The organism is Rhodococcus sp. PML026 (assembly GCF_000963615.1).
GTDB lineage: Bacteria > Actinomycetota > Actinomycetes > Mycobacteriales > Mycobacteriaceae > Rhodococcoides > Rhodococcoides fascians.
Genome location: NZ_KQ031373.1, coordinates 155,097 through 170,282 on the forward strand (window position 1 = coordinate 155,097; position 15,186 = coordinate 170,282).

The window sequence follows — 15,186 nt, forward strand, 5'->3', positions numbered from 1 at the left end:
GACCAGCGGAGTGCAGCCTTGTTCACGACACGATTCCGGCGACAGCGAGCAGATGATCGGTCTCGGGACCTCTCACCAGGGCGGCAGCGGTCGCCGGATCGGTCGGGCCGAGGCCGAACGACGGGCAGTCCTTGGCGAGGACGCACACCCCGCACGCCGGCGTGCGGGAGTGGCAGACGCGTCGACCGTGAAAGATGACGCGATGGGAGAGCACGGTCCACTCTTTCCGCTCGATCAGCGCGCCGACGGCGTGCTCCACCTTGACCGGGTCCTCTTCTTCGGTCCACTGCCAGCGCCGTACCAACCGACCGAAGTGGGTGTCGACGGTGATGCCGGGAACGTCGAACGCGTTGCCGAGCACGACGTTGGCCGTCTTGCGGCCGATGCCGGGCAACGTCACCAGGTCCTTCAACGATGCGGGGACTTCGCCGTCGAAGTTCTCGAGTAACTTCTGCCCGAGCCCGATCAGCGAGTTGGCCTTGTTGCGGTAGAAGCCGGTGGTTCGGATGAACTCCTCGAGCTCGGTGCGGTCGGCTTCGGCGTAGTCGCGAGCTGTGCGGTATCTCACGAACAGTGCCGGAGTGACCATGTTGACGCGCTTGTCGGTGCACTGCGCCGAGAGGATGGTCGCGACGGCGAGTTCGAGGGGCGTGGTGAAGTCGAGTTCGCAGTAGACGTGCGGAAACGCGACCCCGAGCGTTCGGTTCATCCGCCGAGCCCGCCGCACGAGGCCGAGTCGCGTCTCCTCGCGTTTGCGCACGTCGGGGCGTTTCGGGGCTGTCGATTCCACGCCACAACTGTACGGACAAGAATGCGTAACGAACTACGCGAGCGCGCCGAGCTGTGTTTGTATCGAGACCTTTTCGGTGTTAACTGGCCGGTATGCAAGGACTCGCCGTGGTGCTCTTTCCGGTACTACTCATGCTCTTCGCACTCGCGATGGAGCGCGTCGAGTTCCGGCTCAGCAAGCTCGGCGTCCGGGAGCACGAAGTAGAGGAATTCCTCGATCAGGCGAGCAAGTCCGAGGTCGCCACACTGGCGAACGAGGGCTTCCCCCACGCCCTGGCTCGGTTCAACACCCGCAAGCGTCACCAGACTCCTCCGCGCACGATCGACACGCGCGACGGCATGGTCGACCAACGGGCCAGTTGAGCACCCAATTGTCCGCATTCGGATGAATTTACGGTGAACGCGAACAGACGTACCGTTCCTCTGGCAACCTGTGGTGGCGTCGATCACTCGGTTTCGGCCGAGTCGAAGTAGACTCCCCTGAGGTAATTGTTGTGTTTGAACATTGCATCGGCATCGACGCCTGAATCGCAGCGCGATTCGGTGGTGAGACGAGTGTGTACAGACGCCTTCGGGGGTGCGGGTCACCGCATCGCCGACATCCCAAAAGGAGCGCAAGTGGACGACGTCCTGGCACGGGCCGGCATCTTCCAAGGAGTCGAACCCTCTGCGGTTGCGGCACTGACGAAGCAGCTGCAGCCTGTCGATTTCCCCCGGGGACACGTGGTGTTCAACGAGGGTGAGCCCGGAGACCGGCTCTACATCATCGTTTCCGGCAAGATCAAGCTCGGGCGACGCTCCCCCGACGGCCGCGAGAACTTGCTGACGATCATGGGACCGTCGGACATGTTCGGCGAGCTCTCCATCTTCGACCCCGGCCCTCGCACGTCCTCGGCCACCACGGTCACCGAGGTGCGCGCGGTCAGCATGGACCGCGCTGCTCTCAAGGACTGGATCGATCAGCGCCCCGAGATCGCCGAGCAGCTGCTGCGCGTGCTGGCTCGCCGGTTGCGTCGCACCAACAACAACTTGGCCGACCTCATCTTCACCGACGTCCCCGGACGCGTGGCCAAGGCGCTGTTGCAGCTTGCCCAGCGCTTCGGCACCCAGGAAGCGGGATCGCTGCGCGTCACCCACGACCTGACGCAGGAAGAGATCGCTCAGCTCGTCGGAGCGTCGCGCGAGACCGTCAACAAGGCACTGGCCGACTTCGCACACCGCGGATGGCTGCGCCTCGAGGGCAAGTCCGTACTGATCTCGGACTCCGAGCGCCTGGCCCGCCGAGCTCGCTAGGCCGAGTTCCTTCGAGACAGCAGCTCGCTAGTTCTCCCTGAGGTAGGCCAGCTGCGTCTTGACCGACATCCGCGCAGCCGGCCACAACTTCTTGTCCACGTCCGAATAGACGTGGCGCACCACCTGCATCGGTTTGGCGTCGTCTCCGATCTCGACCAACGCCGCCCGCACCTGATCCAGCCGCTGCCGACGGTGAGCGCGATACAGTCGCGCCACCTCGGCGGTATCCGGAACATCGGCCCCGTGCCCCGGCAACACCGTCTTGCCCGCACCGGCGGCCTCGAGCCGATCGAGCGAATTCAGATAGTCCGCGAGCGAGCCGTCCTTCGGGTCGAGCACCGTGGTGCCGCGGCCGAGGATCGTATCTCCCGTCAGGACCGCGTCGTCGAGCACGAAGCTCACCGAATCCGCCGTGTGACCGGGCGTGTGGAGCACTCGGATCCGTAGACCCGCCGCATCGATGACCTCGCCGTCCGCCAACCGCTCGCCGCCGCCGTGCAGGAACTTCTCCCCCACCGCCCGCACCGGTGCCCCTGTCTTGCGGTGAAACCGTTTCAACCCTGCCGTGTGATCGGCATGGCGATGGGTCACCAGGGTCAGCACCACCGTGCCCGACGCGGCGACGGCGTCGAGATGGGCCTTGTCCTTCGGCCCCGGGTCGACGACGATGCACTCCTCGGAACCCGGTGCCCGCAGGATCCACGTGTTCGTTCCGTCCAGCGTCATCTTGCCCGGGTTCTCCGCGAGCAGAACCGACGCCGTGGGCGTCACGTGCCGGACCAGTCCGTAGGCGGGATGCGTCAAGTTCGAGTCGGCCATTAAACAACTGTAGGACGCCCACTGTTCTCGAGGTGGAACAGGACCGGTGCCGACGACTAACGTCGACGCATATGAAGATCGGACTCGTCGGAGCCGGCCCCTGGGCCCGCAAGACTCAGGCCCCCTCGCTGCTCGCCCATCCAGGAGTGGACTTCACCGGAGTGTGGGCCCGCAGACCGGACGCTGCGGCCGATTTGGGTGCACCCGTCTACGAGTCCTTCGACGCCCTGCTCGATGCCGTCGACGCGGTGGCGTTCGCGGTTCCACCGGCTGTGCAAGCCGGGTTCGCCCTCCGCGCCGCGCGAGCAGGCAAGCATGTGTTGCTGGACAAGCCCATTGCCGCCACCGTGGCAGAGGCCGAGGAATTGGCCGAGGCCGTCACCACCGCCGAAGTTCGTTCCATGGTGACTCTGACACTCCGATTCGCCCCGGAGACAAGGCAATTCCTCGCCTCGACAGCGGGCCGCCCCTGGGCAGCCGGCTCCGGAACCTGGTTCTCCGGTGCCACTCTCGGCGGGGCGTACTCGGAATCGCAGTGGCGACACGACGACGGGGCGATCCTCGACATCGGGCCACACGTCTTCGATCTCCTCGACGCGGCACTGGGAACCATTGCGCGCGTTGCCTACTCGCACCGCGACGTGGCGTCGGACAGTTGGACCGTTCTACTCGAACACGAGGGCGGCGCGCGGAGCACCGTCCAATTGTCGCTGCGGACACCGGTCATGCCGTCGCTCATGCGGATCGAGCTGTCCGGACCCGCCGGAGTCGACACCTTCACCGACCGATCCACGTCGTCGACCGACTGTTACGCCGTACTGCTGGACGAGTTCCTCGAGTCGGTGGAATCGGGTGTCGACCACGAATGCTCGGTGCACCGAGGACTGCACTTGCAGAGGGTGATTGATCGGGCGCGGGAGTGGGCACCCTGATCGTGTGACCACCATGGACGTCAAAGATGCGATGTTCCACTACACCTCGGCCCCGCATCGCTCGATGGACCAGTACACGACGTTCGTCTTCGACTCGGGGGACCACGAGCCACCGACGTTCGACGACGTCGTGGCCCACGTCGAGAGACGCGCTCGATTCGTTCCGAGACTGCAGATTCGCATCGGCGATGCGGTGGGTCTGTTGGAGTACCCCCGATGGATCAGGGACCCGACGCCGCCTCGTGACCACGTGGTCGACCACGATCTCTCCGACGGTCGTCACACACTGAATTCGTTTCTGGCCGAACGCGCGTGCGTTCCGGTCGATGCGACGACGCGGGCATGGACCGTGCACGTCGGCCGGGGCCTGTCGGGCGTCGACGGTATCCGCGGTGCGGCCACCGTCGTGATCGTTCAGGTCAGCCACGCATTGTCCGACGGGTCGGTCGGTACCCGCATCGTTCGAGCTCTCTTCGGACCGGACGAGCCGACCGACAACGTCACGTTCCCCGACGACCCTGCCGTCTCTCGTCCACGTCGCGTGCGAGATGCGGTCGTTGCGACGGCGCTCCTGCCCTACCGCTGGGCGCGGTCGCAGCGGCGGATGGGGCGGGCACAGCAGACGTATCTCGACGCAGTGCGGACCGGGGAGCTGGTTGCCCCCGCACCGGTCGAACCCACGCGCGTCAACGCCCATCCCGACGAAACGAGAGCGGTGCACGTCCTGCAGTTCCCGAAGTCGCAGTGGACGGGCGGGCCGGCCACCGTCACGGCTACCGCACTCACCGCCGTCGGAGCGGCGTTGTCGACGTATCTCGCGGCGCACGGAGAGAGGGTCGGCACCCGCATCCGCGCCACAGTGCCCACCGCGATCGAGACGTCGGCGGCCTGGCCTGCCGTCAACCGAACCGTCCCGGCTGCCGTCGATCTGCATCCCGAGCTCACCGACGTGCCCGACCGAGCATCGGCAGTGGCGCACGCGCTCAACCTGCAGCGTGAACGCGTGAACGATCGCCGCCACATCGACGCCACCCGGTCGGCCGAGCTCTACCCCGCCGCTCTACTGCTCGGCTTCGGTCGCCGCGCTCGGCTCGTCGCGCCTCGCAGCGGTACGCCCGAGCGTGTCACCAGCCATACCGTGGTGACGAGCGTCAATCGAACCGGTCTGGACCTCGAGTTGGGGTCGAGCCGGGCAACCCTGTGCGCGGGGGTCGCATCGCTGAGCCCGGGCTGCAGCATCACCCACGCCGTGTACGGATACGGGGACGTCGTCACCGTCTGTGTGACGGCCTGCCCGACGACGGTCCCCGATCACGCCGTGTATGCCGACCTGCTGCGTTCCGCAGTCGACGAGACCTGCGGTGCACTTCATGGGACGTCGACTACTGCAGTTCGACGATGAGCTCCACTTCCACCGACGCACCGAGCGGAAGTTCGGCGACACCCACGGCCGAGCGGGCGTGCTTGCCTGCGTCACCGAAAATCTCGCCGATGACGTTCGAGGCTCCGTTGACGACACCGGGCTGACCGGTGAAGCCCTCCGCGGAAGCGACGAAGCCGACGGCCTTGATCACGCGTGCGACCGAATCGATACCGACCAGCGCATGCACCGCGGCCAGCGCGTTCAACGCACAGATCCGCGCAGCTGCCGTGGCGTCCTCGGCCGACACGTCGGCACCCACCTTGCCCACGGACGTCAGGTTTCCGTCCACGATCGGCAGTTGACCGGAGGTGTAGACGAGCGAACCCACCTGTACGGCGGGGACGTACGCGGCCAGCGGCGGAACGACGTCGGGCAGCTCGATGCCCAGCTCGGAGAGGCGTTCGCTCCAGTTCGCCACGGCGTCAGCCCTTCGGACGCTTGAAGTACGCGACCAGTGTGTCGCCGCCGTTCGGTCCCGCCATGATCGTCACGAGCTCCCAGCCCTCGGAGCCGTAGTTGTCGAGAATCTGCTTGGTGGCGTGAATCAGCACCGGTGCGGTGAAGTACTCCCAGATGATCTTTTCGCTCATGACTCGAAGCCTATCGCCCACCGGAGTACGAGGGGTGCGTCACTGCGATCGGGTGATTCTCGGTTCTGTCGGACGACCGGCATCGCGTCTCTATATGGTCGAGGCGTGGGTACATCGAAGCAAGAGGGATGGCCGGCGAAGGCGGATGCCGCGCGGCTGCATTTCGTGTCCGGCAAGGGCGGTACCGGTAAGTCGACGGTCGCTGCCGCGCTGGCGTTGGCGCTGGCCGCGGGTGGCCGGCGAGTGTTGTTGGTGGAGGTCGAGGGCAGGCAGGGCATCGCGCAGCTGTTCGACGTGCCGCAGCTCCCGCCGGTGGAGACCCGCGTCGCCTCGGCGGACGGCGGCGGCGAGGTCTACGCGCTGGCGATCGACATCGAGACCGCGTTCCTCGAGTATCTCGACATGTTCTACAACCTCGGTTTCGCCGGCCGCGCGATGCGCAAGATCGGTGCCATCGAGTTCGCGACGACCATCGCGCCCGGCCTGCGTGACGTACTGCTGACCGGAAAGGTCAAGGAGTGCGTGGTGCGCACCGACAAGAAGGGCAACCGCGCGTACGACGAGGTGGTCGTCGACTCGCCGCCCACCGGCCGCATCGGAAACTTCCTCGACGTCACCAAGGCCATGGCCGACCTGGCCAAGGGCGGCCCGGTCCGCTCGCAGAGCGAGGGCGTGGTGCGGTTGCTGCATTCGTCGGACACCGTCGTGCACCTGGTCACCCTGCTCGAAGCATTGCCGGTGCAGGAGACGGCAGATGCGGTACGCGAGCTCGAAGCAGCCGACCTCCGCCTGGGCACGGTGATCGTCAACCGCACCGAGCCGACGTACCTGCCTGCCGACTCCCTCGAACCCATCGCCGAGGGCGAGATCGATGCCGTCGCAATTCAGGAGGGTCTGGCCAAGACCGGAATCACGTTGTCCGAGGCCGACTTCGCCGGTCTCCTGACCGAATCGATCGAGCACGCGTCGACGCTGTCCGCTCAGGTGGAGAGCGCAACACAACTCGACGAACTCGACGTCGCACGCATGACGCTGCCGATGTTGGCCGACGGCGTCGACCTCGGCGGCTTGTACGAGCTCGCCGCCACGCTCGCAGAACAGGGTGTCCGATGACTCGACCAGCAGCAACCGAACTCGACGTCGACCGCATCCTCACCGACCCCGCGTCACGAATCGTCGTGGTCTGCGGCGCAGGCGGTGTCGGGAAGACCACCACCGCAGCGGCGATGGCTCTGCGTGCCGCCGAACAGGGCAGGCGTGTCGTCGTGCTGACCATCGATCCGGCTCGCCGGCTGGCCCAGGCCCTCGGGCTCGGCGACCTCGACAACAGCCCGCAGCCGGTGAAATTGGGTGCCGACGCCAAGGGCGAACTGCACGCGATGATGCTGAACATGCGGCGCACGTTCGACGAGATGGTCATCGAACATTCGACGCCGGAAAAGGCGGCGCAGGTTCTGGCCAACCCGTTCTATCAGACTGTGGCGTCGTCCTTTTCGGGCACGCAGGAGTACATGGCGATGGAGAAGCTGGGGCAGCTGTCCCTCGACGCGTCGTGGGATCTGATCGTGGTGGACACTCCGCCGTCGCGCAACGCGTTGGATTTCCTCGACGCTCCGCAACGGCTCGGGTCGTTTCTCGACGGTCGTTTCATCCGGCTGTTGACCGCTCCCGGACGAGGAATCACCCGCGTCGTCACCAGCGCGATGAGCCTGGCGATGCGCGGCGTCTCGACCGTCATCGGCAGCCAAATGCTGTCCGACGCTTCGGCTTTCGTGCAATCGCTGGATTCGATGTTCGGCGGGTTCCGCGAACGCGCTACGCGCACATACCAATTGCTCCGCGAGGACGGCACCAGTTTCCTCGTCGTCGCTGCCGCCGAGCCCGACGCATTGCGCGAGGCCGCGTTCTTCGTCGAGCGACTCTCCGCCGAGAACATGCCGCTGGCCGGACTGGTGGTAAATCGGACGCATCCGACGTTGTCGTCGGTGCAGGCCGATCACGCGGCCACTGCCGCCGATCTCCTGGACAGAATCGACGACCCCGGTGCCGAACTGACTGCTGCGGTGCTGCGTATCCACGCTCAACGCGCGGTGACGGCGGCGCGCGAGGTGCGGTTGCTCAAACGCTTCACCGGCGCGCACCCCCGCGTGCCCATCGTCGGTGTTCCGTCCCTGCCGTTCGAGGTCTCCGACCTCGCCGCACTACGCGCGGTGGCCGACCAGCTGACCCGCAGAGGCTGATCGGCCGTTTCGGCAGGCGGTCAGATCGCCGCCTGCTGCTGACGCTGGGTCTCGAAGAATTCGGACCACGAGTCGACCTCGGGGTGCTGCTTGAGCAGTGCCCTGCGCTGACGCTCGGTCATGCCACCCCACACACCGAACTCGACGCGATTGTCGAGGGCATCCGCACCGCACTGCATCAGAACCGGGCAGTGCCGGCAAATGGTCGCGGCCTTGCGCTGCGCTGCACCCCGGACGAACAGCTGGTCCGGATCCGTGCCCTTGCACCGAGCGTGTGACACCCAAGCGATACGTGCTTCTGCTTCCTCTACATCGAGTCGCGTCGGCGCGGTTGTCGTGTGCATGGCGGATCCCCTTTACGTCTCGGTCGCCCTCACTGGGCGTCCTGGAGGCTCCGAGCAGTTTGTACCTCGGTGTCGAAGCACAAATTCTAGGAGCTGCCCCACATTCATTATCAAGTGTTATGCGAATCACACTGTGCTCATAATTTAGGTAAACCCGGCCCCGAATGCAAGACGGTGAGGTCACATTTCTGGTACGGGCGTCCCGAGCAGGGGCGCAGCGCACAACGCATGCGGGGCACTGCCGATCCGAACGAGGCACACGTACGCTGTGCTCTGTGTCAGTTGGAAAAACCGTGGCGAAGCTCGCCGGATGTTCAGCACTCGCCGGTGCATTGCTCGCCGGCGTGATGTTCCCCTTGGCCGGCGGGTTCGGGTTCGCGTCCAACCGCGCCGCCGATACCGTCGACAACGTCTCGGCCGAGTTGGTCGAGGGTGCCGTACCTGCTGTTTCGACGATGACCGACGTCAACGGCAACCCGATCGCGTGGCTGTACGAACAGCGCCGCTTCGAGGTACCGAGCGACAAGATCTCCAACGAGATGAAGCTGGCCATCGTCTCCATCGAGGACCGGCGCTTCGCGGAGCACCAGGGCGTCGACTGGCAGGGCACGCTGCGCGCGTTCCTGACCAACACCACCAGCGGCCAGGTCCAGCAGGGTGCATCGACCATCGACCAGCAGTACGTGAAGAACTACCAGCTGCTGGTCGTGGCGAAGACCGACGCCGAGCGACGCGCCGCCATCGAAACGACGCCCGCCCGCAAGATCCGCGAGATCCGGATGGCGTTGACCCTCGACAAGGAACTGACCAAGGACGAGATCCTCACCCGCTACCTCAACCTGGTGCCGTTCGGTAATGCCTCGTTCGGCATCCAGGACGCGGCTCAGACGTACTTCGGCATCGATGCCAGCCAGCTCAGCGCCGTCCAGGCCGCGATGCTCGCCGGCATGGTCCAGTCCAGCTCCGCCCTCAACCCGTACACCAACGAAGAGGGTGTGATCGAGCGCAGGAACACCGTGCTCGACACGATGATCCAGAACCTCCCCGAGCGTGCGGCCGAGCTCACCGCACTCAAGGCCGAGCCCCTCGGCGTGCTACCGGTCCCCCAGACCCTGCCCCGCGGCTGTATCGCGGCAGGAGACCGAGGATTCTTCTGCGACTACGCGTTGCAGTACCTCGCTCAGGCCGGAATCAGCCAGGAGCAGATCGACAAGGGCGGGTATCTCATCCGCACGACGCTCGACCCCGCGGTCCAGAACTCCACCAAGTCCGCCCTGGTCAGCAACACCAGCCCCTCGCTCGACGGCGTGGCGACGGTGATGAACGTCGTCGCCCCGGGCCAGGACCAGCACCGCGTCCTGGCGATGGGCAGCAGCCGCACCTACGGCCTCAACGCCGACGCCGACGAGACCGTGCAGCCGCAACCGCACTCCCTCGTGGGTAACGGAGCCGGCTCCATTTTCAAGATCTTCACCACGGCCGCCGCCATGGAACGCGGACTGGGCACCAGCGCAACGCTGCAGGTCCCCAAGCGCGTGGAGGTCAAGGGCGTCGGCGACGGTGGTGCTCGTAACTGCCCGGCCTCCACCTACTGCGTGGAAAACGCGGGCAACTACCCACCCGCGCTGTCCATAACCGACGCGCTGGCTCAGTCCCCCAACACGGCCTTCGTCAAGCTGATCGAGTCCGTCGGCGTCACGCCGACGGTCGACATGGCCGTCCGTCTCGGCCTGCGCTCGTACACGGACCCGGGTTCCTCGGGTGCCGAGCAGTCGATGGCCGATTTCCAGAAGAGTCAGAACCTCGGCTCGTTCACCCTCGGACCCACCTGGGTGAACCCGCTGGAGCTGTCCAACGTGGCCGCGACCTTGGCTTCCGGTGGCAAATGGTGCCCGCCGACCCCGATCGACTCGATCTTCGACCGCGACGGCAAGCCCGTCCCCGTCGCTCACCAGGCCTGCGAGCAGGTCGTCGAACCCGGTCTGGCGAACACCCTCGCCAACGCTATGAGCAAGGACGACCAGGCAGGTGGCACGTCCGCGTCCGCCGCTGCCTCGGCCGGCTGGAACCTGCCGATGTCCGGCAAGACCGGTACCACCGAGTCGAACCGATCCTCGGGCTTCCTCGGGTTCACCAACAATTACGCCGCCGCCGTGTACACCTACGGCGACTCACCGACGCCCAGCGAGATCTGCTCGTTCCCGCTTCGGCCCTGCGGTTCGGGAAACCTGTACGGCGGTAACGAACCCGCGAGAACCTGGTTCGACGCGATGAGCCCGATCGCCACCAACTACGGGCCCGTCCAACTTCCACCGGTCGATCAGAAGTACGTCCGCGGTTCGGCCAACGGACAGGTACCCGACGTCACCGGCCAGAGCCAGTCGTCCGCGACGTCCACGCTGCAGGGTGCGGGCTTCCAGGTGACAGCGGTGACGACGGCCGATCAGGCTGCGCGCGGAACCGTGGTGTCGACGTCACCGTCGGGCAGTGCGGTTCCCGGATCGAACATCACGATCTACGTCAGTGACGGATCGGTTCGCCCGGCACCGGCTCCGGCCCCTGCCCTGCCGCCGGGTATCCAGATACCGGACCTGCCGCCGGGTATCCAGATACCGGCGATCCCCGGGCTCACCGCTCCTCGCTAGTGCCTGCGGCAGTGGTGTGGTTACGGCCCTCCTGGGGCACATAACCGCACCACTGCGCGGAGCGCACTACAGGCGGTCTTTGACGGCCTTCGACAGGCGGGATCCATCGGCCTTACCGGCAGCGAGTCCCGACGCGATCTTCATGACCTGGCCCATCTGCTTCATGGCCGGTCGCTCGCCCAATACTTCGGCGACCTGGGCGATGGCGGTATCGACGATGGTGGCCAGTTCCTCGTCGGTCAGCGGAGTGGGCAGATACTCGTTGATGATCTGCGCCTCGGCGTGCTCGTTGGCGGCGAGTTCGCCGCGGCCGTTCTGCGTGTAGATCTCGGCCGATTCGCCGCGCTTCTTCGATTCCTTTGCCAGCACCTTCAGGACGTCGTCGTCGGTCAGTTCGTGGGCCTCCTTGCCGGAGACCTCCTCGGTCTGAATGGCGGCGAGGATCATGCGCAGCGTTGCCAGCCGGAGCTTGTCCTTCGCTTTCATCGCTGTGGTCAGGTCGGTTCGGATACGGGCCTTGAGTTCGGACATGGCAGAAACGCTACGCGGCCCAGCCGTCGGCTCGCGCGTCCATATCGGCTTGCTGCCGTATCGTGGACTGGGTGGCCGTTCACTTCAGTTCCTCGTTACTGCCAACCTCGGCGCAACTGCGCAGCGCTTCCACGCAACTGCGGTCGGTTGCCGAGCACACGCGCGACGTCGTCAGAGCGGCACCGCTCAAGAGCTCGGTGATCGGGACGGCGGGTGCTGCGGCCTTGGGCATCGGCTACGCCACCCTCGTCGAGCGCAACGCGTTCACGCTCCGTGAGACGTCGATGGCGGTGCTCGAACCCGGCTCCGCGACGCTGCGAGTACTGCACATCAGCGACCTGCACATGATGCCGGGCCAGCGGATGAAGCAGAACTGGCTCCGCGAACTGGACCGCCTCGAACCCGACCTCGTGGTCAACACCGGCGACAATCTGTCGCACCAACGCGCCGTTCCCAGCGTCGTGCAGGCTCTCGGGCCGCTGCTGTCGCGTCCAGGGCTGTTCGTGTTCGGCAGCAACGACTACTTCGCACCCAAGCCGAAGAACCCCTTCAGGTACTTCGACAAGAACCACAAGCGCACGACGGGCGAGTCGCTGCCGTGGCGTGATCTGCGGGCTGCGTTCTCCGAACGCGGTTGGCTCGACGTGACGCATGTCCGCCGCGAACTCGAGGTCGCCGGAGTCCGGATCGCATCGGCGGGCGTCGACGATCCGCACCTGAAGCGCGATCGCTACGACACCATCGCGGGCCAGCCGAACCCGTTGGCGGATTTGCGCCTCGGCATTACCCACTCCCCCGAGCCCCGGGTGTTGGACAAGTTCGCGCAGGACGGTTACGACCTCGTCCTCGCCGGGCACACCCACGGCGGCCAGCTGTGCCTGCCGTTCTACGGTGCGCTGGTGACGAACTGCGAGATCGATCGCTCCCGGGTCAAGGGTCCGTCCAAGTGGGGTGCGCACACGCAGCTCCACGTGTCGGCCGGTCTCGGGACATCGCCGTACGCGCCTGCCCGCTTCTGCTGCCGCCCCGAAGCAACCCTGATCACGCTCACTCCTGCCCCCAGAAAGGGCCCGAAGGACGTCTCCGACGAGGGCGTTTCGCGTTCTGAGGCAGTCGTGAGTTAGACTTCTCCAGCGGTACACGGGGTGTGGCGCAGCTTGGTAGCGCGCTTCGTTCGGGACGAAGAGGTCGTGGGTTCGAATCCCGCCACCCCGACAGTTGGACCACGAAAAGGGACCCACTCGATTCAGTCGAGCGGGTCCCTTTTCTTTGCCTGATCGGCGCTACTGTGAGGCATGCCGACCCCCACCCGCGTTCATGTCACCCATCGGTTCGCTTCGTCTCCCGACGTCGTCTTCGCGGCGCTGTCCGAACACGAGAACCTCGGCCCGTTGTTCCTGGCCAAGATCCGCCGGGTGCGCGATGGAGACACCTCACGCAACGGCGTCGGATCGGCTCGTAGCCTGAAGCTGGGGCCACTCCCCGCGTTCGAGGAGACCACAACCGTCTCCGAGCCGAACACCCTCATCGAGTACCGCATCACCAAAGGTGGCCCGCTACGCGGTCATTGGGGTGTGCAGAAGCTGACCCCCACCACTGACGGCGGTACCGAACTCGACTACACAATCGGATTCGACGCCCCGATCCCCGGTCTCGCCGCGATCGTCGGCAAGGCGTTGACGTCGAGCATCTCGAAGAACCTGCCGCGCTTGGCTCGGTAGCACTGCCGCACAACGACAAGACCCCGATCGATGGTCTCGATCGGGGTCTTCTCGTGTGTGCTCAGCTGGACGCAGCGCGCAGCTTCTCCAACAGCGGGCCGGCCGCCTCGGCCAGGAAGCGCTCCTGAGTTTCGTCGCCCACCTGGACCAGCGCGATGTCGGTGTAACCGGCCTCCCAGTACGGCTTCACGGCCTCGACGATGGCGTCCAGGTCCGGTCCACACGGGATCGTGTCGGCCACATCCTCTTTCCTGACGAACTTCGTCGCACCGGCGAAACCGGCCGTCGTCGGCAGATCCGCGTTGACGGCCCAGCCGCCGGCGAACCAGCGGAAGCGGTCGTGTGCGCGATCGATGGCGGCATTCTTGTCGGGATCCCACGAAATGGGGATCTGGCCGATGGAGCGCGCCGGGCCCTCGTGGTTGTCCGACCACGCCTTGACGAGATCCGCATCCGGCTCGGTGGCGATGAGGTGATCGCCGTACTCGGTGAACCTCGCCACGGCCTTCTCGCCGCCGGCTGCGATGCCGATCGGGACGCCGCCCTCGGGCAGGTCCCAGATCCGAGCCGAGTCGACGCGAAAGTGCTTGCCCTCGTAGGTGACCAGGCCACCGGCGTGCAGTGCGCGGATGATCTCGAGTGCCTCGACGAACATGTCCTGTCGCTTGTCGATGGACGGCCAGCCTTCACCCACGACGTGCTCGTTGAGGTTCTCGCCGCTGCCGAGGCCGAGGGTGAAACGTCCGTCGGCCAGGATCTGCAATGTCGCCGCCTTCTGGGCGACGACGGCCGGGTGGTACCGGATGATCGGGCACGTCACGTACGTCATCAACTCGACGCGCTCGGTGGCCTGCGCGACCGCACCCAAAGTGGTCCACGCGTAAGGAGAGTGGCCCATGGACGAGAGCCACGGCGAGTAGTGGTCACTGCTGACCTCGAAGTCGAAGCCGACCTTCTCGGCTCCGACGGCGTACTTCACCAGCTCTTTGGGACCGCTCTGCTCGGTCATCAACGTGTATCCGAAATTGGTCATGCTGTTCTCCTAAATTGTTGCGACGGAACCGGCGTCGACTCGGTAGTTGGATCCGTTGACGAAGGACGCGCGGTCCGAGCACAGGAACGTGATCACCGAGGCCACTTCCTCGGGTTCGCCGCGGCGTCCCAGTTCCATGTACGGGCGCTCCTCGTCGAGGAAGCTCTCGATGGCACCGTCTCTGTCGGTGCCCTTCTCTTCGGCTCGCTTGTCCATCATCGCGTCGGTCATCGGGGTGTGAATGAATGCCGGGGAGACCGCGTTGACCAGCAGGCCCTCCGACGCATAGCTGCGCGAAAGCCCCTTGGCCAGAGCCAGAACTCCGGCTTTGGCCGAGCAGTAGGGCAATTCGTCGTCGTACGGCTGCACGGCGTCCTCGGACGTCAACAGCACGATGCGCCCCCATCCACCGCGCCGGAGGGCGGGGAGAAACGCGCGCAGTAGGCGGACCGGGCCCATGAGGTCGATGTCGAGGGTGGAGCGCCACCCTTCCTCGTCGATCTCGTGGAACAGCCCCTGAGCGCCGGTGACGCCGGAGGACTGCACCAGAATGTCGATGTCGCCCACGGCCTGCTGCGTGCGCACTGCCAGGTTCTCGACGGCCTCGGTGTCGGTCACGTCCGCGGCGAACGCGAACAGCTGTCCTTCCGCTGCACCGAGTTTCGCGGCGGCTTCGTCCAGCGAACTCTGGTCCTTGTCGCTGACGACCACACGGACGCCCTCGGCCAGCAGCAGCTTCGCAGTGTGCCACCCGATGCCGGAGTCGGCTCCGGTCACCAGTGCGGCTCTACCGTCGATTCCCAAATCCATTCGATCCCACTTTGCG

The 15,186-nt window shown here is 65.9% G+C and carries 17 protein-coding genes and 1 tRNA gene; 10 read left to right on the forward strand and 8 right to left on the reverse strand.

The window, feature by feature from the left end:
• Positions 1–22 precede the first annotated feature (22 nt).
• Positions 23–790 carry an endonuclease III gene (nth, locus tag VF34_RS11335; RefSeq protein WP_032373797.1) on the reverse strand — a complete coding sequence of 256 codons (768 nt, stop codon included), beginning with the start codon at positions 788–790 and terminating at the stop codon, positions 23–25.
• Between the two features lie 92 nt (positions 791–882).
• On the opposite strand from nth, the gene VF34_RS11340 reads away from it, so the two are divergent.
• Both VF34_RS11340 and VF34_RS11345 read left to right on the forward strand, forming a co-directional pair.
• Complete coding sequence (locus VF34_RS11340; protein ID WP_027494493.1) at positions 883–1,152, forward strand: hypothetical protein; 270 nt, start codon at positions 883–885, stop codon at positions 1,150–1,152.
• A 255-nt stretch (positions 1,153–1,407) separates the two neighbouring features.
• Positions 1,408–2,082 (forward strand): Crp/Fnr family transcriptional regulator, encoded by a 675-nt coding sequence (locus VF34_RS11345; RefSeq protein WP_027494494.1) that lies wholly within the window; start codon positions 1,408–1,410, stop codon positions 2,080–2,082.
• Positions 2,083–2,109: 27 nt separating this feature from the next.
• Here VF34_RS11345 and VF34_RS11350 read toward each other — a convergent pair whose 3' ends face one another.
• Positions 2,110–2,901: an MBL fold metallo-hydrolase gene (locus VF34_RS11350; protein WP_032373796.1), complete on the reverse strand. Its 792-nt coding sequence runs from the start codon at positions 2,899–2,901 to the stop codon at positions 2,110–2,112.
• Positions 2,902–2,972: 71 nt separating this feature from the next.
• Between VF34_RS11350 and VF34_RS11355 the strand changes: the two genes are divergently transcribed.
• Both VF34_RS11355 and VF34_RS11360 read left to right on the forward strand, forming a co-directional pair.
• A complete protein-coding gene (locus tag VF34_RS11355; protein ID WP_032373795.1) occupies positions 2,973–3,833 on the forward strand; it encodes a Gfo/Idh/MocA family protein in 861 nt (286 codons plus the stop codon).
• Positions 3,834–3,846: 13 nt separating this feature from the next.
• A complete protein-coding gene (locus tag VF34_RS11360) occupies positions 3,847–5,235 on the forward strand; it encodes a wax ester/triacylglycerol synthase domain-containing protein (protein ID WP_230595225.1) in 1,389 nt (462 codons plus the stop codon).
• Here VF34_RS11360 and VF34_RS11365 read toward each other — a convergent pair.
• Positions 5,216–5,674: a RidA family protein gene (locus tag VF34_RS11365; RefSeq protein WP_027494498.1), complete on the reverse strand. Its 459-nt coding sequence runs from the start codon at positions 5,672–5,674 to the stop codon at positions 5,216–5,218. The two genes, VF34_RS11360 and VF34_RS11365, sit on opposite strands and share 20 nt — an antisense overlap.
• A gap of 4 nt (positions 5,675–5,678) precedes the next feature.
• Positions 5,679–5,846, reverse strand: coding sequence for a Sp36 family protein (locus VF34_RS24970; RefSeq protein ID WP_072691993.1), 168 nt, complete (start codon positions 5,844–5,846; stop codon positions 5,679–5,681).
• A gap of 105 nt (positions 5,847–5,951) precedes the next feature.
• Between VF34_RS24970 and VF34_RS11370 the strand changes: the two genes are divergently transcribed.
• Positions 5,952–6,959 (forward strand): ATPase BagA, encoded by a 1,008-nt coding sequence (locus VF34_RS11370; protein WP_027494499.1) that lies wholly within the window; start codon positions 5,952–5,954, stop codon positions 6,957–6,959.
• Positions 6,956–8,086, forward strand: a complete 1,131-nt coding sequence (locus VF34_RS11375) for an ATPase BagB (RefSeq protein ID WP_027494500.1) — start codon at positions 6,956–6,958, stop codon at positions 8,084–8,086. Before VF34_RS11370 ends, VF34_RS11375 begins: the two co-directional genes overlap by 4 nt.
• A 20-nt stretch (positions 8,087–8,106) precedes the next feature.
• Here VF34_RS11375 and VF34_RS11380 read toward each other — a convergent pair whose 3' ends face one another.
• A complete protein-coding gene (locus VF34_RS11380; protein ID WP_008712729.1) occupies positions 8,107–8,430 on the reverse strand; it encodes a WhiB family transcriptional regulator in 324 nt (107 codons plus the stop codon).
• Between the two features lie 293 nt (positions 8,431–8,723).
• On the opposite strand from VF34_RS11380, the gene VF34_RS11385 reads away from it, so the two are divergent.
• Positions 8,724–11,075, forward strand: coding sequence for a penicillin-binding protein (locus VF34_RS11385; RefSeq protein ID WP_032373793.1), 2,352 nt, complete (start codon positions 8,724–8,726; stop codon positions 11,073–11,075).
• 66 nt (positions 11,076–11,141) lie between these two features.
• Here the strand turns inward: VF34_RS11385 and VF34_RS11390 are convergent, their stop codons facing one another.
• Positions 11,142–11,606: a GatB/YqeY domain-containing protein gene (locus VF34_RS11390; protein WP_032373792.1), complete on the reverse strand. Its 465-nt coding sequence runs from the start codon at positions 11,604–11,606 to the stop codon at positions 11,142–11,144.
• Positions 11,607–11,803: 197 nt separating this feature from the next.
• Here VF34_RS11390 and VF34_RS11395 point away from each other — a divergent pair, with 197 nt between their 5' ends.
• The 3 genes from VF34_RS11395 (at position 11,804) to VF34_RS11405 (ending at position 13,327) form a co-directional block, all read left to right on the forward strand.
• On the forward strand, positions 11,804–12,730 hold the full coding sequence (locus VF34_RS11395) for a metallophosphoesterase (protein WP_231578232.1): 927 nt from the start codon (positions 11,804–11,806) through the stop codon (positions 12,728–12,730).
• 17 nt (positions 12,731–12,747) lie between these two features.
• A tRNA-Pro gene (locus VF34_RS11400) sits at positions 12,748–12,821 on the forward strand.
• 80 nt (positions 12,822–12,901) lie between these two features.
• A complete protein-coding gene (locus VF34_RS11405; RefSeq protein ID WP_027494505.1) occupies positions 12,902–13,327 on the forward strand; it encodes an SRPBCC family protein in 426 nt (141 codons plus the stop codon).
• Between the two features lie 61 nt (positions 13,328–13,388).
• Here the strand turns inward: VF34_RS11405 and VF34_RS11410 are convergent, their stop codons facing one another.
• Complete coding sequence (locus VF34_RS11410) at positions 13,389–14,360, reverse strand: LLM class F420-dependent oxidoreductase (RefSeq protein ID WP_045841445.1); 972 nt, start codon at positions 14,358–14,360, stop codon at positions 13,389–13,391.
• A 9-nt stretch (positions 14,361–14,369) separates the two neighbouring features.
• Positions 14,370–15,170 (reverse strand): SDR family NAD(P)-dependent oxidoreductase, encoded by an 801-nt coding sequence (locus VF34_RS11415; RefSeq protein WP_027494507.1) that lies wholly within the window; start codon positions 15,168–15,170, stop codon positions 14,370–14,372.
• Positions 15,171–15,186 lie beyond the last annotated feature (16 nt).